The organism is Actinoplanes flavus, assembly GCF_017592555.1.
Classification (GTDB): domain Bacteria; phylum Actinomycetota; class Actinomycetes; order Mycobacteriales; family Micromonosporaceae; genus Actinoplanes; species Actinoplanes flavus.
In genome coordinates this window covers 408,964-429,336 of sequence record NZ_JAGFNS010000002.1, presented here as the reverse complement: position 1 = coordinate 429,336, position 20,373 = coordinate 408,964, and the positions used below count along the sequence as shown (strand labels likewise).

At 71.1% G+C, this 20,373-nt stretch carries 17 protein-coding genes and 6 tRNA genes; 10 read left to right on the top strand and 13 right to left on the bottom strand.

All coding sequences use genetic code 11. From position 1 onward, the window contains the following. Positions 1-3: 3 nt before the first annotated feature. On the bottom strand, positions 4-609 hold the full coding sequence (locus tag J5X75_RS05005) for a response regulator transcription factor (RefSeq protein WP_183219586.1): 606 nt from the start codon (positions 607-609) through the stop codon (positions 4-6). Between the two features lie 1,095 nt (positions 610-1,704). On the opposite strand from J5X75_RS05005, the gene J5X75_RS05000 reads away from it, so the two are divergent. Genes J5X75_RS05000 through J5X75_RS04990 form a run of 3 tightly spaced genes read left to right on the top strand, consistent with a single transcriptional unit; the run spans position 1,705 to position 5,435 of the window. Next, positions 1,705-3,021, top strand: a complete 1,317-nt coding sequence (locus J5X75_RS05000; RefSeq protein ID WP_208466069.1) for a hypothetical protein — start codon at positions 1,705-1,707, stop codon at positions 3,019-3,021. Between the two features lie 6 nt (positions 3,022-3,027). Continuing rightward, on the top strand, positions 3,028-4,200 hold the full coding sequence (locus J5X75_RS04995; RefSeq protein ID WP_208466068.1) for an AAA family ATPase: 1,173 nt from the start codon (positions 3,028-3,030) through the stop codon (positions 4,198-4,200). Further along, positions 4,197-5,435, top strand: coding sequence for a vWA domain-containing protein (locus J5X75_RS04990; protein WP_208466067.1), 1,239 nt, complete (start codon positions 4,197-4,199; stop codon positions 5,433-5,435). The genes J5X75_RS04995 and J5X75_RS04990 overlap by 4 nt, the downstream gene beginning before the upstream one ends. A 154-nt stretch (positions 5,436-5,589) precedes the next feature. Here the strand turns inward: J5X75_RS04990 and J5X75_RS04985 are convergent, their stop codons facing one another. From J5X75_RS04985 to J5X75_RS04975, 3 genes are all read right to left on the bottom strand, one after another. After that, positions 5,590-6,258 carry a phosphotransferase gene (locus tag J5X75_RS04985; RefSeq protein WP_208466066.1) on the bottom strand — a complete coding sequence of 223 codons (669 nt, stop codon included), beginning with the start codon at positions 6,256-6,258 and terminating at the stop codon, positions 5,590-5,592. Between the two features lie 76 nt (positions 6,259-6,334). Beyond that, positions 6,335-7,903, bottom strand: a complete 1,569-nt coding sequence (locus J5X75_RS04980) for a DHA2 family efflux MFS transporter permease subunit (protein WP_208466065.1) — start codon at positions 7,901-7,903, stop codon at positions 6,335-6,337. Between the two features lie 58 nt (positions 7,904-7,961). Then, positions 7,962-8,552, bottom strand: coding sequence for a CPBP family intramembrane glutamic endopeptidase (locus J5X75_RS04975; RefSeq protein ID WP_208466064.1), 591 nt, complete (start codon positions 8,550-8,552; stop codon positions 7,962-7,964). Positions 8,553-8,798: 246 nt separating this feature from the next. On the opposite strand from J5X75_RS04975, the gene J5X75_RS04970 reads away from it, so the two are divergent. Then, positions 8,799-10,658, top strand: a complete 1,860-nt coding sequence (locus J5X75_RS04970) for an elongation factor G (protein ID WP_208466063.1) — start codon at positions 8,799-8,801, stop codon at positions 10,656-10,658. 75 nt (positions 10,659-10,733) lie between these two features. Next, positions 10,734-12,317 (top strand): MFS transporter, encoded by a 1,584-nt coding sequence (locus J5X75_RS04965; RefSeq protein WP_208466062.1) that lies wholly within the window; start codon positions 10,734-10,736, stop codon positions 12,315-12,317. A gap of 18 nt (positions 12,318-12,335) precedes the next feature. On the opposite strand, the gene J5X75_RS04960 is transcribed toward J5X75_RS04965, so the two are convergent. After that, positions 12,336-13,181, bottom strand: a complete 846-nt coding sequence (locus J5X75_RS04960) for a GNAT family N-acetyltransferase (protein WP_208466061.1) — start codon at positions 13,179-13,181, stop codon at positions 12,336-12,338. A gap of 47 nt (positions 13,182-13,228) precedes the next feature. On the opposite strand from J5X75_RS04960, the gene J5X75_RS04955 reads away from it, so the two are divergent. After that, positions 13,229-13,795 carry an NUDIX domain-containing protein gene (locus tag J5X75_RS04955; protein ID WP_208466060.1) on the top strand — a complete coding sequence of 189 codons (567 nt, stop codon included), beginning with the start codon at positions 13,229-13,231 and terminating at the stop codon, positions 13,793-13,795. Here J5X75_RS04955 and J5X75_RS04950 read toward each other — a convergent pair. From J5X75_RS04950 to J5X75_RS04920, 7 genes are all read right to left on the bottom strand, one after another. Next, on the bottom strand, positions 13,773-14,360 hold the full coding sequence (locus J5X75_RS04950; protein ID WP_208466059.1) for a dihydrofolate reductase family protein: 588 nt from the start codon (positions 14,358-14,360) through the stop codon (positions 13,773-13,775). The genes J5X75_RS04955 and J5X75_RS04950 overlap by 23 nt on opposite strands. A gap of 90 nt (positions 14,361-14,450) precedes the next feature. Then, positions 14,451-14,538: transfer RNA gene (locus J5X75_RS04945), tRNA-Ser, on the bottom strand. An 11-nt stretch (positions 14,539-14,549) separates the two neighbouring features. Further along, positions 14,550-14,624: transfer RNA gene (locus tag J5X75_RS04940), tRNA-Pro, on the bottom strand. Positions 14,625-14,635: 11 nt separating this feature from the next. Continuing rightward, positions 14,636-14,726: transfer RNA gene (locus J5X75_RS04935), tRNA-Ser, on the bottom strand. 27 nt (positions 14,727-14,753) lie between these two features. Beyond that, a tRNA-Leu gene (locus J5X75_RS04930) sits at positions 14,754-14,826 on the bottom strand. A gap of 13 nt (positions 14,827-14,839) precedes the next feature. Continuing rightward, positions 14,840-14,913, bottom strand: a tRNA-Leu gene (locus J5X75_RS04925). A 5-nt stretch (positions 14,914-14,918) separates the two neighbouring features. Further along, positions 14,919-14,991: transfer RNA gene (locus J5X75_RS04920), tRNA-Arg, on the bottom strand. 252 nt (positions 14,992-15,243) lie between these two features. On the opposite strand from J5X75_RS04920, the gene J5X75_RS04915 reads away from it, so the two are divergent. Continuing rightward, positions 15,244-15,609, top strand: coding sequence for a DUF2784 domain-containing protein (locus J5X75_RS04915; RefSeq protein ID WP_208466058.1), 366 nt, complete (start codon positions 15,244-15,246; stop codon positions 15,607-15,609). A gap of 19 nt (positions 15,610-15,628) precedes the next feature. Here the strand turns inward: J5X75_RS04915 and J5X75_RS04910 are convergent, their stop codons facing one another. Continuing rightward, entirely contained in the window at positions 15,629-16,981 is a 1,353-nt protein-coding gene (locus tag J5X75_RS04910; protein WP_208466057.1) for a glucose-6-phosphate dehydrogenase, read from the bottom strand. Between the two features lie 155 nt (positions 16,982-17,136). Between J5X75_RS04910 and J5X75_RS04905 the strand changes: the two genes are divergently transcribed. The 3 genes from J5X75_RS04905 to J5X75_RS04895 all read left to right on the top strand — a co-directional run bounded on the left by J5X75_RS04905 (position 17,137) and on the right by J5X75_RS04895 (position 20,301). Continuing rightward, positions 17,137-18,489 carry a cation:dicarboxylate symporter family transporter gene (locus J5X75_RS04905; protein ID WP_208466167.1) on the top strand — a complete coding sequence of 451 codons (1,353 nt, stop codon included), beginning with the start codon at positions 17,137-17,139 and terminating at the stop codon, positions 18,487-18,489. An 82-nt stretch (positions 18,490-18,571) separates the two neighbouring features. Next, positions 18,572-19,546 carry an ATP-binding cassette domain-containing protein gene (locus J5X75_RS04900; RefSeq protein WP_208466056.1) on the top strand — a complete coding sequence of 325 codons (975 nt, stop codon included), beginning with the start codon at positions 18,572-18,574 and terminating at the stop codon, positions 19,544-19,546. Next, a complete protein-coding gene (locus tag J5X75_RS04895) occupies positions 19,543-20,301 on the top strand; it encodes an ABC transporter permease (protein WP_208466055.1) in 759 nt (252 codons plus the stop codon). The genes J5X75_RS04900 and J5X75_RS04895 overlap by 4 nt, the downstream gene beginning before the upstream one ends. Positions 20,302-20,373: the final 72 nt, after the last annotated feature.

The following is a 20,373-nucleotide window of genomic DNA, read 5'->3' as shown; positions in this document are numbered from 1 at the left end:
CGGTCAGCGAAGCCATCCCTCCTTGCGGGCGATCCGGATGGCGTCCAGCCGGTTGCGTGCCCCGGTCTTGGAGATGATCGCGGACAGGTAGTTGCGCACCGTCCCGCCGGACAGGTAGAGCCGGCCGGCGATCTCCTTCACCGACTCGCCCTCCGCGGCCAGGCCGAGGACCTCCAGCTCGCGGGTGCTCAGGCCCCGATCGGTGTTCAGCGAGGCGGCCTGCAACATCGGCGACACCACCCGCTCGCCGCGGGCCAGGCGCCGGACCGCGTCCGCCAGCATGGCCGGTGACGAGTCCTTGACCAGGAAGTTGAGCCCACCGTTCCACCGGCGGGGCGGCAGCATGCCGCGTTTCGACGGATCACACAGCAGCAGCATCGAGCAGGACGGGATCGCGGTGTGCAGTTCGTCGGCTATCGGCAGGATCTGACTCACCATGTACTGCGTGTCGATCACGACGACGGCCGGCCACAGCTGGGCGGCACGCTGCGCCAGGTCGGCGCCGATAGGGAGGGTGTCGACATAGTGCATGTCCGGTTCGGTCTCGAGGAACGCTCGCACCGGGACACCGAAGTATCCCTCGTCTCTCACCACAACGACCCGGATCATCACACCACCCTTGCCGAGGGACGCCGGCTTCCGGCCGGTTCGTCGACCTGTCAGGAACGTTGGATGCACATACCTTTCTATCGCCCCGTGTCCATTCGGACGACCTCGGGTCGACAGATCTTCCATTGATCCGGGAAAACGGTCGTTCACCCAGCTCAACCCTCATTCGTGCCAATGGGGATCTCCACTGGGCACATACTTAACGTAACGGCACGGAGCACCCTCCGCACACAGTCATAGCCGATCGAACGAGTCAGGTATGCCGGATCAACGATTCAGGAGGCCGAAATGACCGGGACATCGATCAGTTACCCGTCGGAAACCTGGGTGATGTCCCGATTTATCTGGACCAAAGGTACAGCGAACTGATCGAATATTGCCATTCCGATCACCTGAAAGTGATAACGGTTCCCCCGCCGCAACCGGACCGTTATCCGGCCCATTCATGATCAGCCGGAATTTGATCACGCACGCGGGGCCCGAAAAGGATTACCCCGTTCCCTCGCACGGGTGACGGATCGCCGCATCCCTTCCGGGTCGCCCTTCCGGCTTCACTCACGCGCCTTCATCGGTACGCGCGACGCCGGCCCCGACCGCACCCTCCCCGTCCCGCCGGTTCGGCCGGCCTCACCGCGACTCCAGGCCTCCGCGCCCGCGTCGGGCCGACCCGCCACTCACCCTCACCCAACCCCGCCCCACCGCCCCGACTGGACGCCAGAGCCGCCTCCGGACACTTGAGACAGCCCGAAGATCCAGCTGGACGGCAGGACTGTCTCGGAACGCCCGAGACGGCCCTGGGAGCCAGCTGAGTTCGGTCGACGGGGAGCGGGGTGGTGGGCGACGGCCTGGAGTGGGCAGGTGGCCCGGCGGGCGCGCTGCGGCATGGAGGTGCAGATGATCGCGCGGCTCGGCGGGCGTCGTGGTGGCGTTTGTGGGCGACTTTTCGCGTACAAGAAAAGGAAGAATGACAGATAGGCGGACAAAAAGCCGCCGCGGGTTTGGGGGTGACACCTACGGAAGGGGGGCTGTACAGTGCCGTGCGATGAATACCTTCGTTTGTGGATCGGGGGTTCTGTTCGCACAAGGTGAGTGCTGATGCGCTCATGGATGGCGAACGGGGAATCCCGTCTTCAGGGCTGGCGGCGTGCGCGGGAGTTCGGCGTGCCGCCCTCGATGATCGAGTCCGCCACCGCACGACGGCTCGCCGGCGATTGGGCCGGAGCCTGCGCGGCGGCGCGTGTGGACGTCGATCTCCATCTTCGGGCCGTCGGGCGCGCCCACGGGCGTGGCTTCGCGGCGATGATTCGTGCCGATCTTCGGCGGATGGCGCCCGAGCTGCTGCGATGGCATCTTCCGCGGATCGCGCCGGACGGGCTGCTGCGGCCGGGCCTGACCATGACGCTCGCCCGGTATCCGGGATCGGCCGTCCATCTGGTGGCGCGGACCGCTCCGGGATGGGCCGCCGGCGGGCAGCGGATCGGTCTCGCCTTGTGGGAGCCGCGTTCCCGGGATCCGGGGCCGTATCCGCACGCCCGGCCGGACCGGCGGTTCCGGCTCGATCTGCATCCTCATCTCTGGGCCGCCGATCAAGCTGCTGAGCTGCGGGAACGCTGCGGTGCGGAGAGCTGGCAGCCGTCCGGGGAAGGGTATGCGGCGCACCGCTGGGAAGCCGAAGCCGCGATCCTGCGGGCGGCCGAAGGGCGGGACGGACCGGTCACCGTTCGTCTCGGGGGCGGGCGGCGGCTGGTACTCGGGGAGGATCGTCCGCGGCGCGCCGACCGGGGCGGGGATCCGACCGGGATGGTGCTGCCGTGGGCGGCCACCTGGGTCCTGCCCGACCTGGAACTGCTCCACGCCGGACTGATCACACCGGACCGGCTGCATCCGCTGGTGGCCGCCGCGCTGGCGCCGGGCTTCTCCGGGACGCCCGCCCCGGCTCCCACCGGTCCGGCCGACCCCGACGGGGAGCGGCTGGTCGAGTGCCGGGGAGAGGTCCATCGGCTCGGGCTGGTGGACGGGGCGCTCCGGCCACTCGACCACAGCGAGGAGGAGCTGCAGCGGGAGGAGATCCTGCGGCGGCTCGGCGGCCCGCAACTGCCGTGCCTGGCGGTCGTCACCGGCCGGGGCCGGCGGCCGGCGTTCCTCGACGAGGTCCGCAACCGGCTCGATCACGGCGATCACGACGGGGCGCTGGCCGTCGCGGAGGAGCACCTCGGACCGGGCGCGCGCCTGCCGGAGGGTGAGCTGCGGGACGAGTTCGCGGCCGCCGTGGAGGAGCGGGACCGGTACGGGATGTTCCGGGCCGGGCTGCTCTCCGGTGAGCCGGGACTCTCCGGGAAGGTCACGCTCGGGCGGCTCGGACGCCGGGGACGGGACCATCGGACCCGACCTGACAAATCGACAAAAAGGTGATGATACTTGACTCTTACCGTGGCCACGGATCTGCTCACTCTGCTCGCCGACACGCGCACCGAGGAACGGCCCGACAACCAGCTCGACGCTCTCACCCTGGCCGTCGCCGCCGACCTGCCGGTCCTGCTCTGGGGTGAACCGGGCATCGGCAAGACCGCCACCCTGCATCAGCTCGCCGACGGCCTGGGGCTCCCGCTGACCACGGTGATCGCCAGCGTGCACGAACCGTCCGACTTCGCCGGCCTGCCGATCGTCGGTGACGACCCGGCTGTGCAGGGCGTGCCGATGGCGCCGCCGGACTGGGCGGTGCGCCTGGTCCGGGCCGGTCGTGGCCTGCTCTTCCTGGACGAGCTGTCGACCGCGCCGCCCGCCGTACAGGCCGCCCTGCTCCGGGTCGTCCTGGAACGGCGGGTGGGCGCGTTGCGGTTGCCGGACGGCGTACGGATCGTGGCCGCCGCCAACCCGCGCTCCTCGGCGGCGGACGGCTGGGAACTCAGCCCACCGCTGGCGAACCGGTTCGTACACCTGCAATGGGCGTACGAGCACGAGGTCGTCGTCCGCGGCCTCGGCGGAACCTGGCCGCGTGCGGTCCTGCCGTCCCTGGATCCGGGCCGTCTGCCGGAGGCGGTGGACATGGCCCGGCGCGCGGTGTGCGGTTTCCTGCGTGCCCGGCCGACCATGGTGCACCGCCTGCCGGACACCGAGGCCCGCCGGGGCGGCCCGTGGCCGTCGCCGCGCAGCTGGGACATGGCGTTGCGGCTGATCGCGTTCGCCACCGCGGCGGGCGCCTCCCGCGAGGTGCTGTCCATGCTGGTCCGGGGCACCGTCGGCGACGGTCCGGGCCTGGAGGTGATGGCCTTCCTCGACCGGATGGACCTGCCCGACCCGGAGGACCTGCTCGCCGAACCGCACACGGCCCTGCTCCCGGAACGCGGCGACCTGCGCCAGGCGGTCCTGGACGGGCTGGTCGAGGCGGTCCGGCAGCGCCCGGAACGCTCCCGCTGGGACGCGGCGTGGGTGGTGCTGGTGCGTTCGCTGAAGATGGGCGGCCCCGACCTGGTGGTGGCCCCGGCGTCCGCGCTGGCCGCGCTGCGCCGCGCCGACTGGGTGCTGCCGCCCGACATCGAGCAGCTCACCCCGGCCCTGTCGCTCGCCGAGCGGGTCGGCGCGGCCCGATGACCGGCCCCCGTGCGGCGCTCACCGCCGAGGAGAGCGAGAAACTGTACGCGGCACGCCTCTACGCCGCCCAGACGCGGCCCTACCTGGCGACCGCCCTGTTCGCGCTGCGGGTGGTGGAGTCGCCGGCCGTACCCACGATGGCGGTCGACCGTTACTGGCGCTGCTACGTCTCCCCCGCCTTCGTGGCCGCCACGACCCTCAAGGATCTCGCCGGGGTGTGGGTGCACGAGGTGGCCCACCTGCTGCGCGACCATCACGGCCGCGGCGAGCGGCTCGCCGCCGCGAAGGACCTGACCGGGCGCGGGGACCGGCTCCGCATGAACATCGCGGCCGATTTCGAGATAAACGACGATGTGTACGGCGATGGCCTGCCACAACCGAGCGGGGCGGTCCACCCCAGCCAGGTGAACCTGCCGGTCGGCCTGCTCATGGAGGAGTACGTCGCCCGGCTCTCGGCACACACCTACCGGCGGCAGCTGGCCTGGCTGGACTGCGGCAGCGGCGCGGACGGCCTGACCCGGGTCTGGGAACTCGGCCCGGACGGCGCACACGCCCTCGACGAGCAGGAACGTGACCTGGTCCAGCTGCGGGTGGCGCAGGCGATCACCGGCGCTCCGGGCAAGGCGCCGCTGGGCTGGCGGCGGTGGGCGGAACGGGTGATCCATCCGCCGCAGCCGTGGCGGGATCTGCTGGGCGCCGCGATCCGCTCGGCCGCCTCCGCCCCCGGCGTCGGCGAGGACTACGTCTACAGCCGGCCGGCCCGGCGCTCGGCGTGCCTGCCGAAGGTGGTGCTGCCGAGCCTGCGGCGCAACCCACCGCGGGTGGCCGTGGTGATCGACACCTCGGGTTCGGTGAGCGACACCGAACTGGGCAGCGCCCTGCTCGAGGTGGCCGCGATCAGCCGGGCCGTCGGTGGCCGCCGCGATCTGGTACGGGTGGTGGCCTGTGACGCCGCCGCCCACGTGGTGGCCCCGGTCTGCACCTCGGCGGGCATCGAACTGACCGGCGGCGGCGGAACCGACCTCCGGGCCGGCTTCGACCGTGCCCTGTCCACCCGCCCGGCACCGGACGTGGTGGTCGTCCTGACCGACGGCCAGACCCCGTGGCCCCGCAGCCAGCCGGCCTGCCGAACCGTGGTCGGCCTGTTCCGCCGCCCCCGGGTCGTCGACGCCGCGAACCCGGACCACCGCTCCGACCCGCCACCCTCCTGGGCCCGGGTCGTCACGATCGGCTGACCCCTCCGGCTGGCTCTCAGAGCGGTCTCAACCCCGCCGAAACAGGCCCCACGACCAGCCGGACAAAGCCGGCTGGCTCTCAGAGCGGTCTCAACCCCGCTGAAACAGCCCCCACGACCAGCCGGACGGTTCTGGGCGCAACGGCGGGGACGGGTCAGGCGGGGTCGGGGGACGGCCAGGCGGCACGGATCAGTGGGGTGACGGTGTCGGCGAGCCGGGCCGCCTCGGCCGGGCTGAGGGACGGGTCGGCGCGGCGCACGGCGATCGCGTCGCCGAGGGCGGACAGCGGGCCGTCGCCGATCCGGGCGAGGAATCCGGTGAGGAACTCGGCGGCCGCGGCGGCCTGCGGGTGGGTTCCGTCGGCGACGACCTGGGCCATGATGATCGCGGTCAGGCAGACGTCGAGGGCGGCCGGGCCCTCGGCGGCGTTGTGCCAGTCGATGACGACCGGGCCGCGCGAGGTGAGCATGACGTTCTCGGGGTGCAGGTCGCGGTGCAGGACGCGGTCGCCGGGGGCGGGGCTCAGGCGGGCGGGCAGCTCGTGCAGGCGATGGTGCAGGTCGGCGAGGATCTCGGCGCCGTCCGGGACGGTCAGCGCCCCGGCCTGGAAGGCACCTGCCATGGTCGGGCCGTCCAGCCGTTCCATGATCATGTCGGGCCCGTCGACCGCGTGCACCCGCGGCACCGGGAATCCGTGCCCGGCCAGGTACGACATCACCGCGGCCTCGCCCGAGGCGTCGTCGCCGCGACGGTAGCGGCGCAGAACCCGGTACTCGTCGAGCGCATAGACGTCGGCCTCCCGGCCGGATCCAAGAAGATCCATGCCGGGGACGGTAGTCGCACCCGGCAAACGAAACGCCCGGCCGGCGGGAGGCCGGCCGGGCGTGACGGGTGTGGGGTCAGTGCAGGACGACGGGAGGGACGTTCTCGTCGTCGAGCAGGTGGGACTCCTCGTGCTTGCGGGGCAGGAACAGCGCGGGGATCAGCGTGAGCGCCGTCAGCACGAAACCGACCGTGAACGTGTTGGCGAACGCGTCGGCCGCGAACTGGAGGCCACGCTCGATCAGGGTCGGGTCGGGGACGGACGCGGCGATCGACGGGTCGGACTGGGCGGCCATCGCCAGGCCCGCCTCGGTGACCGGGTCGCCGGTCTTCGTGGTGACGCCGGGAATGACGGCCGAATCGTTCAGCTCGCTGGTGAGGATCACCGACATGACGGCGGATCCGACAGAGCCGGCGATCTGCTGGAGGATGTTCAGCAGGGTGGAGCCGCGGGCCACGTCGTGGTTCTTGAGGGTGCGCAGCGCCGAGGTCATGATCGGCATCATGGTGCCGCCCATGCCGAGGCCCATCACGAACAGTGAGCCGCACAGCAGCAGGTACGACGTGTCCGTCCCGACCTGGGTGAAGGTGTAGAACCCGCCGGCGATCAGGAGCAGCGCGAACGGCACGGTCCGGCCGACCGGGTGTTTGTCGGCGAGGATGCCGGCGATCGGCATGGTGACCATGGCGCCGATGCCCTGCGGGGCCATGAGCAGGCCGGCGTGCAGCGTCGACTCGCCCCGGATCTGCAGGAAGTAGCTGGGGAAGAGCAGCCCGGCGCCCATGAAGGCGACGGTGAAGACGGCCAGCGTGATCGACGCGACGGCGAGGTTGCGGTTGCGCAGCAGCCGCAGGTCGAGCAGCGGGTGCACCGGCTTGAACGAGTAGAAGATGAAGCCGATCACCAGCGCGGCGCCGACCAGCATCGGGACCCACACCTTGTTCGCCGTGATGGTCTGTTCCTCGGGCAGGGAGGACACGCCGTAGAGGAAGAGCGCGAGGCCGGGCGAGAGCATCAGCATGCCGATGAAGTCGAACGACTCGGACGGCTCGGGGCGGTCCGCCGGGAGCACGATCTGCGCGTAGATCAGCGCGGCCAGACCGATCGGCAGGTTGATCAGGAAGATCCAGTGCCAGCTGTAGGCGTCGATCAGCCAGCCGCCGAGGATCGGGCCGCCGATCGGGCCGAGCAGCATCGGGATGCCGAGGACGGCCATCAGCCGGCCGATCCGCTCGGGGCCGGCCGCCCGCGTCATGATCGTCATGCCGAGCGGCATGAGCATGCCGCCGCCGAGGCCCTGGAGCACCCGATAGGCGATGAGCTGGCCGATGCTGTCGGCGGTGGCGCAGAGGGCGGAGCCGATGGTGAAGAGCAGGAGGGCGGCCATGTAGAGCCGCTTCGTGCCGAACCGGTCAGCGGCCCAGCCGGTGAGCGGGATGACCGTGGCGAGGGCCAAGGTGTAGGCCGTCATGGTCCACGCCACTTCGGCGTAGGTGGCGTTGAATTCTTTCTGGAAGGTGGGCAGCGCGACGCTGACCACTGTCACGTCGAGGATCGACATGATGGCGCCGAGGACCACGACCCCGGCGATCTTGAGGACGGCGCCGTCGAGTTTCGCCGGCGCCGCCACGGGTTGACTGCTCACAACATCTCCACAGGTTGGGCGGCATTCCGGAGCGTAGCGGCGGGGTACGACACGGTTCTCAGGTTTCGTCGCCCTGGCCGATATCCGGTTGCCCAGATCGGCGCACCCATGCCGAGGTGAGTATTCCCAGGCCATTGGCGGTCCAATGGAGCACGATGGGGGCCAGAAGTCCGCCGCTGAGCAGCCGGAGAAAGCTGAGAACGACACCCGCCAGGGTGGTGAACACCACTTCCCGGCTGTCCGGAAGATGCCAGAGCCCGAAGAGCACCGACGTCACGGCCACCGCCCAGGCCGGTCCGTGTGCCTGTTCGACCAGCGTGAACAGCACGCCGCGGAACGCCACCTCCTCGAAGAGGACCGTGCTCAACGGCACGCCGATCAGGGCGCTGCGGACCGGGTGCGGGAAGTACGGTTCGGCCAGCGCCCGGCGCGCGGCCGGGATCCGGAGGGCCACCCCGTAGCCGGCCGCGACGAGCAGGGCCGCGCTCACCGCGTACCCCCCACCGGCGGCGAGGGTGAGACCCACCTCGGCGGGAGTGAGCCCGGAGAGTCCGACCAGCGTGGCCGCGGCGAGCGGCCCGGTGAAGGGCTGAGCCCGCGCCGGACCGCGGCGGTTCCACACGCGGACCGCCGCCATGAACGCCAGCACCAGGACGATGATCGCCCCACATTAATCGGTCGACATCCCTCGCGGATCTTCCGTAACGTGACGCCATCACCGCGACCAGGGAGGAGACACGGCCATGCGCTACCGCACCGCCGTCGTCATCCCGGTGTCGCGTTTCGAGCTGATTCTCGTGTCTGGCATGGCCGGCTCCGGCTGCGCCACCGGGGCTGGTCGCTGCCTGTAAACGGCGCAGTCCGCTTCCGATCAGACTCGAAAGACCGATTCATCATGCATGTCCGTAACATCGGCATCCTTGCGCACGTCGACGCCGGCAAGACCACGCTCACCGAGCGGATCCTCTTCGCGACCGGCATCACCCACCGCACCGGCGAGGTGCACGACGGCGACACCGTCACCGACTTCGATCCGCAGGAGCGCGACCGTGGGATCACCATCTTCGCGGCGGCGGTCAGCTGCGACTGGGCCGGGCACCGGCTCAATCTGATCGACACGCCGGGGCACGTCGACTTCGCCGACGAGGTGGAGCGGTCGCTGCGGGTGCTGGACGGCGCGATCGCCGTCTTCGACGGCGTCGCCGGGGTGGAGCCGCAGAGCGAGAGCGTCTGGCGGACCGCCGACCGGTACGGCGTACCCCGGATCGCCTTCGTCAACAAGCTGGACCGTCCCGGGGCCGACCTGGACGCGGCCGTGGCCTCGATCCGCGACCGGCTGGAGGTCACGCCGCTGGTGGTGCAGCTGCCGATCGGCCGGGAGGGCGACTTCGCCGGCGTGATCGACCTGGTCAACGACCCCCCACCTCAGGCTAGGGACGCGCGGAGAAGGCTGGAGGAGGCGGTAGCCGAACTGCATCCCGAAGCACTGGAGGAATTAGGCGATATATCGGATACAACACTGAAGAAGGCGCTTCGCGAATTAACGAAAACCGGACAAGCCGTCGTCGTACTCTGCGGCTCCGCCTACCGGGACAAGGGTGTGGAACCACTGCTCGACGCGGTGGTCGACTACCTGCCGGCGCCCGCCGGCGACCCGGCGAAGGACCTGGTGGCGCTGGTCTTCAAGCGACGGGAACGGCTCACCTACCTGCGCGTCTACGACGGCACGATCACGAAGGGGGACACCGTGTGGGACGCGGGCGCCGGGCGTACCGAACGGATCGCCCGCATCCTGCGGGTGCAGGCCGACCGGCACACCGACATCGACCGTGCGGTGGCCGGCGACATCGTGGCGGTGGCCGGGGTGAAGGCGGCCCGCACCGGCACGACGCTGTCCAGCCGGCAGCGGCCGGTGCTGCTGGAGGCGCCGCGCACGGCTGAGCCGCTGGTGTCGGTGGCGGTCGAGGCGCGTACCCGGGCGGGTGCGCTGAAGCTGCCGGCGGCGCTGGCCGCGCTGGCCGACGAGGATCCGTCGCTGTCCGTGCGTACCGACCCGGAGACCGGGCAGACCCTGCTGTCCGGTCTCGGTGAGCTGCATCTGGAGGTGGCCGTGGAGAAGGTGCGGCAGCGTACCGGCCTGGAGCTGACGGTGGGCCGGCCGCGCGTCTCCTACCGGGAGGCGGTGACCGGCGGCGTCACCGGCATGCTCTACCGGCACGTCAAACAGGACGGTGGCGCGGGCCAGTTCGCGCACGTCGTGCTGGACGTGACGCCGGAACCGGGCACGGGTTTCGTGTTCGCGTCCACGGTGACCGGTGGGCGGGTGCCGGCCGAGTACATCCGGGCGGTCGAGGCGGGCTGCCGGGAGGCGCTCGGCGACGGTCCGCTCGGCGGCCATCCGGTGGTCGGTCTGCGGGTCACGCTCGCCGACGGGCAGACGCATCCGAAGGACTCGTCGGAGATGGCGTTCCGCGCGGCCGGCCGGTTCGGCCTGCGCGCGGCGCTGCGCGCCTGCACGCTGACGCTGCTCGAGCCGGTCGCGGAGGTCACCGTGAGCGCGCCCTCGGACGCGCTCGGCGCGGTGCTCGGCGATCTTGCCGCGCGGCGCGCTCAGGTGACCGATTCGACGGTACGGACGGTGACCGCGACGGTTCCGCTGGCCGAACTGTTCGGGTACGCCACCCGGCTGCGCAGCCGCACACACGGCCGCGGCACGTTCACCAGCCGCCCGGCCGGCTACCGTCCGGCGGCATAGCGAGCGGTCGGCGCCACGATGATCTCATCCGCACGGGGGGATGTCGTGGCGCCGCCCCCCGACCAGGCTCTCGTCATGGCACGCGATGCGGAGACGGCGGTCGGCCGTCCCAACCGACTGGCGATCCTGCTCTCCATGGCGATGTTCGTCCTGGTCGTGGACACCTCACTGATGAACGTCTCGATCTCGGCGGTGGTCCGGGACCTGGACACCACGGCGAGCCGGGTGCAGTCGGCCATCGCCCTGGAGGCGCTGGTGTCGGCCGCGTTCATCCTGATCGGCGGCAAGGTCGGCGACCTGATCGGCCGCAAACGGGCGTACGTGCTGGGCCTGCTCGGCTACGCGGTCGGCGCGGTGGCGATGACCGTCTCGCAGACCCTGGCCCCGATCGTGGTCTGCTGGGCGCTGATCGGCGGCGTCGGCGCGTCCCTGCTGCTGCCGGCCATGCAGTCGCTCATCCACGGCAACTTCGAGGGCAAGGCACAGACCAAGGTGTACGCCATGGTCGGCGCCGCGGCCGCGATCGCCGCCGCGGTGGGGCCGTTGATCGGCGGTTTCATCACCACGTTCCTGTCCTGGCGGGTCGGGTTCGCGCTGGAGGGCGTGATCATCGCGGTGGTGCTGTCCGGCATCGGCCTGATCCGCAACGTCGAGTACACCGGGCCACGGCACATCGACCTGGTCGGCGCGGTGCTGTCGGTCGTCGGCATGGGTGGTGTGGTGCTCGGCATCCTGGTCTGGCAGGAGGGCGGCGACCGGGTCTTCGCGCTGATCGGCCTCGGCGTGGTGGCGCTGGCCGGTCTCGCCTACTGGCTGGTGCGGCGCAAGCGGGCGAACCGGCCCGCGCTGCTGGACCCGGGCCTGTTCGACTCCGGCCTGTTCCGGGCCGGGATCACCGGGCAGCTGCTCCAGCAGATCACGCTGGGCGGCGTCATGATCGCGCTGCCGATCTACCTCCAGATGGTTCTCGAGTACAACGCGCTCCAGGCCGGCCTGTCGCTGGCGCCGCTCTCCCTGACCATGTTCGGGGTCGCGCTGCTGGCCGGGCGCCGGGCCGGCAAACGCCGCCCGGCGGTCATCATCCGGACCGGGTTCCTGCTGCTCAGCCTCGGTACGGTGGCGCTCATCCCGCTGGTGCCGCGAGCCGGTTTCGGCTGGCAGCTGCTGATCCCGCTGGCGGTCGCCGGCGCCGGCCTCGGCCTGCTGGTGTCGCAGCTCAACAACTACACACTGTCGCCCGTGGAGGAGCAACGGGTCAGCGAGGCGGCCGCGGTCAACTCGGCGGGCGGGTCGTTCGGCCTGTCGTTCGGGCTCGCCTTCGCCGGCGCGATCATGCTGGCCACGCTCAGCCTGGCGTTCACCACGCTGGCCGACCGCAGCACGGTGCTCGGCCCGGCCGAGAAGCAGGAGGTCGCCCAGGCTCTCCAGCACAACGCCGAGGTGATGACGAACGAACACCTGGACACCCTGCTGGTGGGTAAACCGCCGGAGGTGCACGACGAGATCATCCGGATCAACACCGAGGCCCGGCCGATCGCGCTCCAGGCGGCGCTGATCATCCCGCTGCTGGCCGCGCTGCTCGGGTTGCTCAACTCCTTCCGGATGACCCGCCTGCCCGACCCGCGCCCGTCCAGCGGTGACAGCAACCTGCTCGGCTGAGCCGCACCGCCGGCGGGGTCAGAGATCCCACTGGTAGAGCAGACTCCGGTGGGTGGGCCGGTAGCCGAGCCCGTCGTTGATCCGCCGCATCACCGTGTTGCTGTCGGCGGTGTCGGCGAGCAGCCCGCCCAGCTTCGGGAAGCGGCTCCGGACCAGGCCGATCTGCTCCGACTTCATCCACCGGGCCAGGCCGTGCCCGCGGTGCTCCGGCAGCACGCCGGTCCCGTAGCCCTGCCCGTCGCCGGTGCCGTCGCCGGGAACCACCAGCTCGGTGAACCCGGCGATCTCCCCGTCCCCGGCGACGGCCGCCGTGGTCAGCAGGATCTCGCCGCGCTCGGCCACGGCGTCCGCGATCCAGCGCAGCCGGTCCACGTCCCACACGTCCGGGACCCAGGCGGCCGCGTCCATCGGCATGTCGTCCATCGCCTTGCGGGACCGGGCGAACGTCTCGGCCAGCTCGTCCGGGACGGTGCCCTCCCAGTGCACGAGCCGGTAGCCGGGCACCGGCCGGGCGGTCGGCGCGGGCTCCGCGCCGAGCGGGAGACGGGTGTACGTGAGCGCCAGCACCCGTCGCATCCCGGCCGCGGCGCAGAAGGACTCCCCCGCGGAGCCCTCCTCGACGGCCTGGCCGAGCAACGCCGGCAGCCCTCGCTCGCGGCCGGTCTCGACCGCCGCCCGCAGCAGCCGGCCGCCGACTCCGTGGCGCCGCTCGGCGGGATGCACGGTGATCCGCAGGTCGGCGGAGCCGCCACCGGCGGGGATGAACAGGTAGGCGGACCCCAGCGGGCGCCCGTCGTCGCCTTCGGCGATCCAGGCCGGGTTGCCGTTGTCAGGGTTCGCGAGCCGCACTACGCGCATGGTCATGCGCGAATTGTCACCCACTCGGCACAATGGGCTGCCATCATGCCCGCATGCGTTCAACGGTGGCGGCAGTGCACGAGCTCGTGACCCGGCTGGAGCCGGTCGACAATCTGGAGGGCGAACACCGCGGGCACGTGCTCGGGTGGCTGCGCCGCACCGACGACGTCTACCGGCGGGCCAAGCCGGCCGAGCCGGTGAAACACCTGGTGTCCTACGTGGTGCCGGTCGATCCGGCGGACGGCGCCGTCCTGCTCGTCGCGCACCGCAACGCCGGGCTGTGGCTGCCGCCCGGCGGGCACGTCGAGGTGGACGAGGAACCGTACGACACGGCGGTCCGCGAACTCGAGGAGGAACTCGGCGTGGTCGCGAAACCGTGGGCCGAACCGCTCTTCCTGACCGTCACCGAGACCGTCGGCCTGGACTCCGGCCACATCGACGTGAGCCTGTGGTATGTCGTCGAGCTGCCCCGCGGCCACGAGCTGCGCCCGGACGCGGGCGAGTTCCACCGGACCCGCTGGTGGACCCCGGTGGAGATCGCCGCGGCCGACCCGGCCCACTTCGACCCGCATCTGGGCCGCTTCCTGAGCAAACTGCCTACCTCAGTACGCGGTAGGTGAGATGGGTGACGCCGGTCCCCTCGACCACGTCGGGATCGCCGAGGCGGATCGGCCCCACCTGCTGCTCGCGGAAGAGGCTGACACCCGCGCCGAGCAGCACCGGCACCAGCGACACGACGAGCTCGTCGAGCAGGCCGGCGTCCAGGTACTGCTGGGTGAGGGCCGGAGTGGAGACCGAGACGGTCCGTTCCCCGGCCGTGTCCTGTGCCGCTTCCAGGGCGGCGATGGCGTCGGTGTAGAAGCTGGTCGCCGAGTCCGGCCGGGGCCAGCCGCCGGGCACCGTGTGGCTGACCACGAAGACCGGGCAGCCGGCCGGGTGCCGCCCACCCCAGCCGTCGGTGCGGTCGAAGAGCCGCCGCCCGCAGATCAGCGCGCCGGTGCCGGTCAAAGCCTGGCGCAGGAAGCCGGCGCTCGCCTTGGAGACGTGGAAGACCCGGTGTGGGTCGGCGCTCGGCACCTCGACGTCGCCGTTCTGGTACCAGCCGAACAGCTCACCGACGCTGTCGTTCTCATCCGCGACGAACCCGTCCAGAGACATGGACAGGGCAGCGACGACCTTGCCCATGGCAGGCCTCCTTCTGCGCATCCCTTCTCGCAGGCTTCTACCCGGCGGCGGTTCACGCAAGGCGTTCACGCGGCGATTCCCGGACAACGGCGGAGACGGAGGGAGTCGAACCCCCACGAGGCGTCAAACCTCCAACCGCTTTCGAGGCGGCGGCCGGCACCCATCGGCTGGCGTCTCCCTGTCGAACAGTCGGGTCGGCGGGATTCGAACCCGCGACATCTCGCTCCCAAAGCGAGCGCGCTGACCAAGCTGCGCCACGACCCGGTGGACTTGCGCGGAGGGCGGGAGATTCGAACTCCCGACAGAGGTCACTACCCCTGTTACGGATTAGCAATCCGTCGCCTTGGGCCACTCGGCCAGCCCTCCATCAGGGACCGTGCACGGTCCTCTGCGTACCCGGAGAGGGATTCGAACCCCCATCCTCCGCGCTCTGAACGCGGCGCCTCTTCCGTTGGGCTACCCGGGCCTGGTGTCGCACGTGCCCCCGGCGCGATTCGAACGCGCACCGTCCAAGTCCTCAACCTGGTGCCTCTGCCTGTTGGGCCACGAGGGCGTGTGTGTCCCCGGAGAGATTCGAACTCCCGACACCCGGATCCGTAATCCGGTGCTCTCTCCGCTGAGCTACGGGGACCTGTCATCCGCTGTGGAATTGTCATGGGAAACGAAAAGCCGCCCGGTTCCGGTGATCGGAAGGGCGGCGCGAAGATCGCTAGCAGGCTGCTAGCCGCGCCACCGCCCCAGCGGTCGGCTCAGGGGAAGCATCCGCAGACTGGACATCGTTTCCCCTCCTCTTCCCGATCCGGCTCGCTCGGCCGGCGCTGAAACCAAGGTAGGCAATGGCGCGGGGGCCCGTCCAACGAATTAATCGAGGAAACTGGGCGGCATGGGTTACCGGATCCTGGCCGAGACCACGATGGCCGTGCATTTCCTGTTCATCGCGTTCGTGGTGCTCGGCGGTTTCCTGGCCTGGCGCTGGCCGAAGGTGGTCTGGTTGCACCTGCTGGCGGCCGGGTGGGGCCTGTGCATCGTGCTGTTCGGGCTGAACTGCCCGCTCACCCACGTGGAGGACTGGGCCCGGGAGCGGACCGGCGAGGCGGGGCTGAGCCGGGGGTTCATCGACACGTACCTGACCGGCGTGATCTATCCGGAGCGGTATCTCGACGAGGTGCGGCTGCTGATCGCGGCCGTGGTGGTCCTCTCCTACGCGGTCGCGGTGCGGCGCTGGCGGATCAGGCGCGGCACGAGCTGAATCCAGCCGAGTGCCCCGGTCACGGCAACGGCAGCGTGGGCCCGGAACCGCCGGCCGGGTATTCGCGCAGCGGCACCTTCCCGGCCCGCCACGCCCCGGTGACCGGCTCGACGATGCGCCAGCACTGCTCGGCGGTGTCGGCGCGTACCGACAGGGTCGGGTCGTCCTCGAAGACGCCGCGCAGCACCTCCCCGTACGGGGGCAGGTCGCCCTCGCCGAACTCGGCCGCCAGGGTGACCGGATCGAGCTCGAACGGGTCACCCGGCCCGTTGATGTTGAAGTCGACGGCCAGCCGGTCCGGCCCGAACCCGATGCGCAGCCGGTCCGGCTGGTCGCAGCCGAGCAGCCCGTCCGGCACCCGGGGCGGCTTCCGGAAGGTGATCACCGCTTCCCTGCGCCGGTTTCCGATCGCCTTGCCGGAGCGCAGCCGGAACGGCACCCCGGCCCACCGCCAGGTGTCCACCGCGACGATCAGCTCGGCGAGGGTCTCGGTGCCGCGGTCGGGGTCGACGCCGGGCTCGTCGGCATAGGACGGAAGCTTCCGCCCGCCCAGCTCACCGGCGGTGTAGCGGGCCCGCAGGCTGCACTCGGCCGGATCGTCGCTCCACGGCCGGGTGGCGCGCAGCACGTCGGCCTTGCGGTCCCGGAACTCGGCCGCCCCCAGGGTGAACGGCGGCTCCATGGTGAGCAGGCCGAGGATCTGGAGCAGGTGGCTCTGGATCATGTCGGCCAGCGCGCCGGCGTGGTCGTAGTAGCCGGCCCGGTTCTCCAGGGCCAGGTCCTCGTCGAAGACGATCTCCACCGAGGCGACGTGGGCGTTGGAGAGCAGCGGCTCGAAGATCCGGTTGGCGAACCGCAGGCCCAGGATGTTGAGCACCGTGGACTTGCCCAGGAAGTGGTCGACCCGGTGCACCCGCTCCTCCGGGACCAGCCGGGTGAGCAGGGCGTTCAACTCGGCGGCCGCGGCGCTGCCGGTGCCGAACGGCTTCTCCAGCACGAGCCGGGTGCCCTCCGGCAGATCCACGTCGAGCATCGCCCGGCAGGCCCTGGCGGTCACCGCGGGCGGCAGCGCGAAGAAGATCACCACCGAGCCGCGGGCCTCCCCGAGCAGTCGCCGCAGGTCGTCGGCGTGCGTGACGTCGGTCCGCAGATAGCGGGCGCGGTCGGCGACCTCCCCGGCCACCGGACCGTCGCCGAACGACTCGTGGACCCGCTCCCGCCACCGCGCGTCGTCCCAGTCGTCGACGGCGGCGCCGATCAGGGTGAGGCCGGGCACGTGCCCGGCGGTGAGCAGCGCGCCGAGCCCGGGCAGCAGCAGCCGGCCGGTCAGGTCACCGGACGCGCCCAGGATGATCAGGGTCTGATCGGTCATGGGCGCTGCATACCCCCGGACGCCGGGTGGTACTCGGCCCCGCGCCCCACGAAGCTCCGGCGCCGTGTCATCCACCGGCCCGTGATCGTTTTGCAAGGGGTGAACAGATGGAGCGTGACGGTGATCAGCGCCGGGACCCGGGACACATCCCGTCCATGACGAACGCCACCGCTGAGGTCCACCGCGACCGTACCCACTTCCTGTACCTGGCGGTCATCGTGGCCGTCCTGCTCGGCGTCGCCGTCGGCCTGCTCGCGCCGGACGCGGCGGTCGGGCTGAAGCCACTCGGCACCGGCTTCGTCGACCTGATCCGGATGATGATCGCGCCGGTCATCTTCTGCACGATCGTCCTCGGTGTCGGCTCGATCCGGCAGGCGGCCACGGTCGGCAAGGTCGGCGGCCTGGCCCTCGGCTACTTCCTCATCATGTCGACCGCGGCGCTGGCCATCGGCTTGGTGGTCGGCAATCTGATCCACCCGGGCTCGGGGATGAACCTCGACGAGACGGCGGCCGCCGCCGGGCAGAAGGCGATCGGTGCGGAGAGCGCCAAGACCACCGCCGACTTTCTGCTCGGGATCATCCCGGACAGCCTGCTCTCCCCACTGGCCACCGGGAACGTGCTCCAGACGCTGCTGGTGGCGCTGCTCACCGGGTTCGCGGTGCAGGCGCTCGGCGAGCGGTCGGAGGCGGTGCTACGCGCCATCGGACTGTTTCAGCGGGTGGTCTTCCGGATCCTGGCGATGCTGATGTGGCTGGCGCCCGTCGGCGCGTTCGGGGCGATCGCCGCGGTGGTCGGCGCGACCGGCGCGGATGCGCTGATCAGCCTGGCGCAGATCATGCTGGGCTTCTACGTCACCTGCGCGCTGTTCGTCGTCGGGGTCCTGGGCACGCTGCTCTGGCTGGTGGCCCGGATCAACATCTTCAGCCTGCTGCGCTACCTGGGCCGGGAGTTCCTGCTGATCGTGTCGACGTCGTCGTCGGAGTCGGCGCTGCCCCGGCTGATCGCGAAGATGGAGCACGCCGGGGTGAGCCGGACGGTCGTCGGGATCACGGTGCCGACCGGGTACTCGTTCAACCTGGACGGGACGGCCATCTACCTGACCATGGCGTCGCTGTTCGTGGCCGAGGCGATGGGTGACCCGCTGTCGGTGGCCGAGCAGGTGTCACTGCTCCTCTTCATGATCATCGCGTCGAAGGGGGCGGCCGGGGTCACCGGCGCCGGGCTGGCCACGCTCGCCGGCGGATTGCAGAGCCACCGCCCCGACCTGGTCGACGGGGTCGGCCTGATCGTCGGTATCGACCGGTTCATGTCGGAGGCGCGGGCGCTCACCAACTTCGCCGGGAACGCGGTCGCCACCGTGCTGATCGGCGTCTGGACGAGGGAGTTCGACCGCGACCGGGCCCGGCGGGTCCTCTCCGGCGACGACCCGTTCGACGAACGGACCATGGTCGACGACGAGCATGGCGCACCGGCCCCGCACCGTGAGCCGGAGCACGCCGGAGCCTGAGAGATCCGTGTGCGGGCCGTGTCAGGCGCGGTGTCAGCGGCGTGTGCGGGCCGTGCCAGCGGGGACCGGCAACCTTCTCGGCATGACCGAAGATCTGGTGGTGCGCGCCGAGGGGCTGCGCAAGCGATTCGGGAGCACGCAGGCGCTCGACGGGGTCGACCTGTCGATGCGCCGCGGCACCGTGCTGGGAGTGCTCGGGCCCAACGGCGCCGGCAAGACGACCGCGGTACGGGTGCTCGCCACCCTGCTCCGCCCGGACGAGGGCCGCGCCTTCGTGGCCGGGATCGACGTGCTCAAGAACCCGCGGCAGGTGCGCCGCAAAATCGGCCTGACCGGCCAGTACGCCTCCGTCGACGAGGACCTCACGGGCGTACAGAATCTGGTGTTGATCGGGCGTCTCCTCGATCTGAGCGGGAGGGACGCGCGGCGCCGGGCCGACGAGCTGCTGGAGTGGTTCGATCTGAGCGAGGCCGCGCGGCGGCCGGCGAAGACCTATTCGGGCGGCATGCGCCGTCGCCTGGACCTGGCGGCGAGCCTGGTCGGGCAGCCTGAGGTGATCTTCCTGGACGAGCCGACGACCGGCCTCGACCCGGCCAAGCGCGAGGACATGTGGGGTGTGGTCCGCACCCAGGTGGCCAGCGGCGCGAGCGTGCTGCTGACTACCCAGTACCTGGAGGAGGCGGACGCGCTCGCCGACGAGATCGTGGTGGTGAACCACGGCCGGGTGATCGCCCACGACACCCCGGACGGCCTGAAGCGCAAGGTCGGCGGCCAGACGCTACGGGTTCGCCCGGCTGATCCGGCCCGGCTGCCGGACGTGCTGCGGCTGCTCGACGTGGTGGCCGCACCGGGCACCGCGGCGGGTCTCGACGAGACCGCCGGTTCCCGGCCCGGCGCGGCGTCCGTGCCGGTGAGCAGCGACGAGGCGCTGGACAAGCTGATTCCGGCGCTGCGTGCCGACGGCGTCGAGGTGACCGAGCTGGCGCTGCATCTGCCCAGCCTGGACGAGGTGTTCCACGCTCTGACCGGGCGTGTCCGGACGGAGGAACTGGTATGACCGCGATCGCCATGCACAGCGCGGCCCTGGCCAAGCGCAGTCTCATCAAGACGATGCGGACACCGGAGGCGCTGATCGACGTCACCATCCAGCCGGTGATCTTCCTGCTGCTGTTCACCTACCTGTTCGGCGGCGCCATCTCCGGCGACCGGCACGAGTACCTCCAGCTCCTGTTACCGGGCATGCTGGCGCAGTCGCTGGCCATGGGCGGGGTGGCGCTCGGCCAGAACCTGAACGCGGACATCGAGAAGGGCGTCTTCGACCGGTTCCGGTCGCTGCCGATCTCCCGGGCCGCGCCACTGGTCGGCGCGGTGTGCGCCGACGTCGTCCGCTACCTCTCGGTGTGTGTGAGCCTGCTGCTCTTCGGCACGATCATGGGGTTCCGGGTGGAGACCGGGTTCCTGCCGGCGCTCGGCGCGGTGGCGCTGTCCATCGGTTTCGGGCTCTGCTTCTGCTGGATCTCGGTCTGGGTCGGCATGATGGTCCGGACCTCCGGCGCGGTGCAGGGCATCATGTTCCTGCTGGTGCTGCCGCTGACGTTCGGTTCGCCCGTGTTCGTGCCGACCGACACGCTGCCCGGCTGGTTGCAGGCGTTCGTGGCGGTCAACCCGATCACGCCGCTGGTCAAGGCGATCCGCGGCCTGCTGGTCGGCGGGCCGGTCGCCGGGCCGCTGGGCACCACGCTGTTGTGGATGGCCGGGCTCCTGGTCGTGTTCGTGCCGCTGGCGCTGCGCGCCTACTCACGCCGGGCCTAGAGCGAGCCGCGCGGGGGGCCCCCGCACCCCCCCCGCCCCCCCGGCCGGGGGCCCAACCCGCCCCACCCCCAC

What these genes read in the sequence shown, in the direction of transcription:
- J5X75_RS04960 (WP_208466061.1), bottom strand. Translation starts at nt 13,181, where the DNA reads ATGACCATGCGCGTAGTGCGGCTCGCGAACCCTGACAACGGCAACCCG.
- J5X75_RS04915 (WP_208466058.1), top strand. Translation starts at nt 15,244, where the DNA reads ATGGGTTACCGGATCCTGGCCGAGACCACGATGGCCGTGCATTTCCTG.
- J5X75_RS04905 (WP_208466167.1), top strand. Translation starts at nt 17,137, where the DNA reads ATGACGAACGCCACCGCTGAGGTCCACCGCGACCGTACCCACTTCCTG.
- J5X75_RS05000 (WP_208466069.1), top strand. Translation starts at nt 1,705, where the DNA reads ATGCGCTCATGGATGGCGAACGGGGAATCCCGTCTTCAGGGCTGGCGG.
- J5X75_RS04965 (WP_208466062.1), top strand. Translation starts at nt 10,734, where the DNA reads ATGGCACGCGATGCGGAGACGGCGGTCGGCCGTCCCAACCGACTGGCG.
- J5X75_RS04910 (WP_208466057.1), bottom strand. Translation starts at nt 16,981, where the DNA reads ATGACCGATCAGACCCTGATCATCCTGGGCGCGTCCGGTGACCTGACC.
- J5X75_RS05005 (WP_183219586.1), bottom strand. Translation starts at nt 609, where the DNA reads ATGATCCGGGTCGTTGTGGTGAGAGACGAGGGATACTTCGGTGTCCCG.
- J5X75_RS04950 (WP_208466059.1), bottom strand. Translation starts at nt 14,360, where the DNA reads ATGGGCAAGGTCGTCGCTGCCCTGTCCATGTCTCTGGACGGGTTCGTC.
- J5X75_RS04955 (WP_208466060.1), top strand. Translation starts at nt 13,229, where the DNA reads ATGCGTTCAACGGTGGCGGCAGTGCACGAGCTCGTGACCCGGCTGGAG.
- J5X75_RS04990 (WP_208466067.1), top strand. Translation starts at nt 4,197, where the DNA reads ATGACCGGCCCCCGTGCGGCGCTCACCGCCGAGGAGAGCGAGAAACTG.
- J5X75_RS04985 (WP_208466066.1), bottom strand. Translation starts at nt 6,258, where the DNA reads ATGGATCTTCTTGGATCCGGCCGGGAGGCCGACGTCTATGCGCTCGAC.
- J5X75_RS04970 (WP_208466063.1), top strand. Translation starts at nt 8,799, where the DNA reads ATGCATGTCCGTAACATCGGCATCCTTGCGCACGTCGACGCCGGCAAG.
- J5X75_RS04895 (WP_208466055.1), top strand. Translation starts at nt 19,543, where the DNA reads ATGACCGCGATCGCCATGCACAGCGCGGCCCTGGCCAAGCGCAGTCTC.
- J5X75_RS04900 (WP_208466056.1), top strand. Translation starts at nt 18,572, where the DNA reads ATGACCGAAGATCTGGTGGTGCGCGCCGAGGGGCTGCGCAAGCGATTC.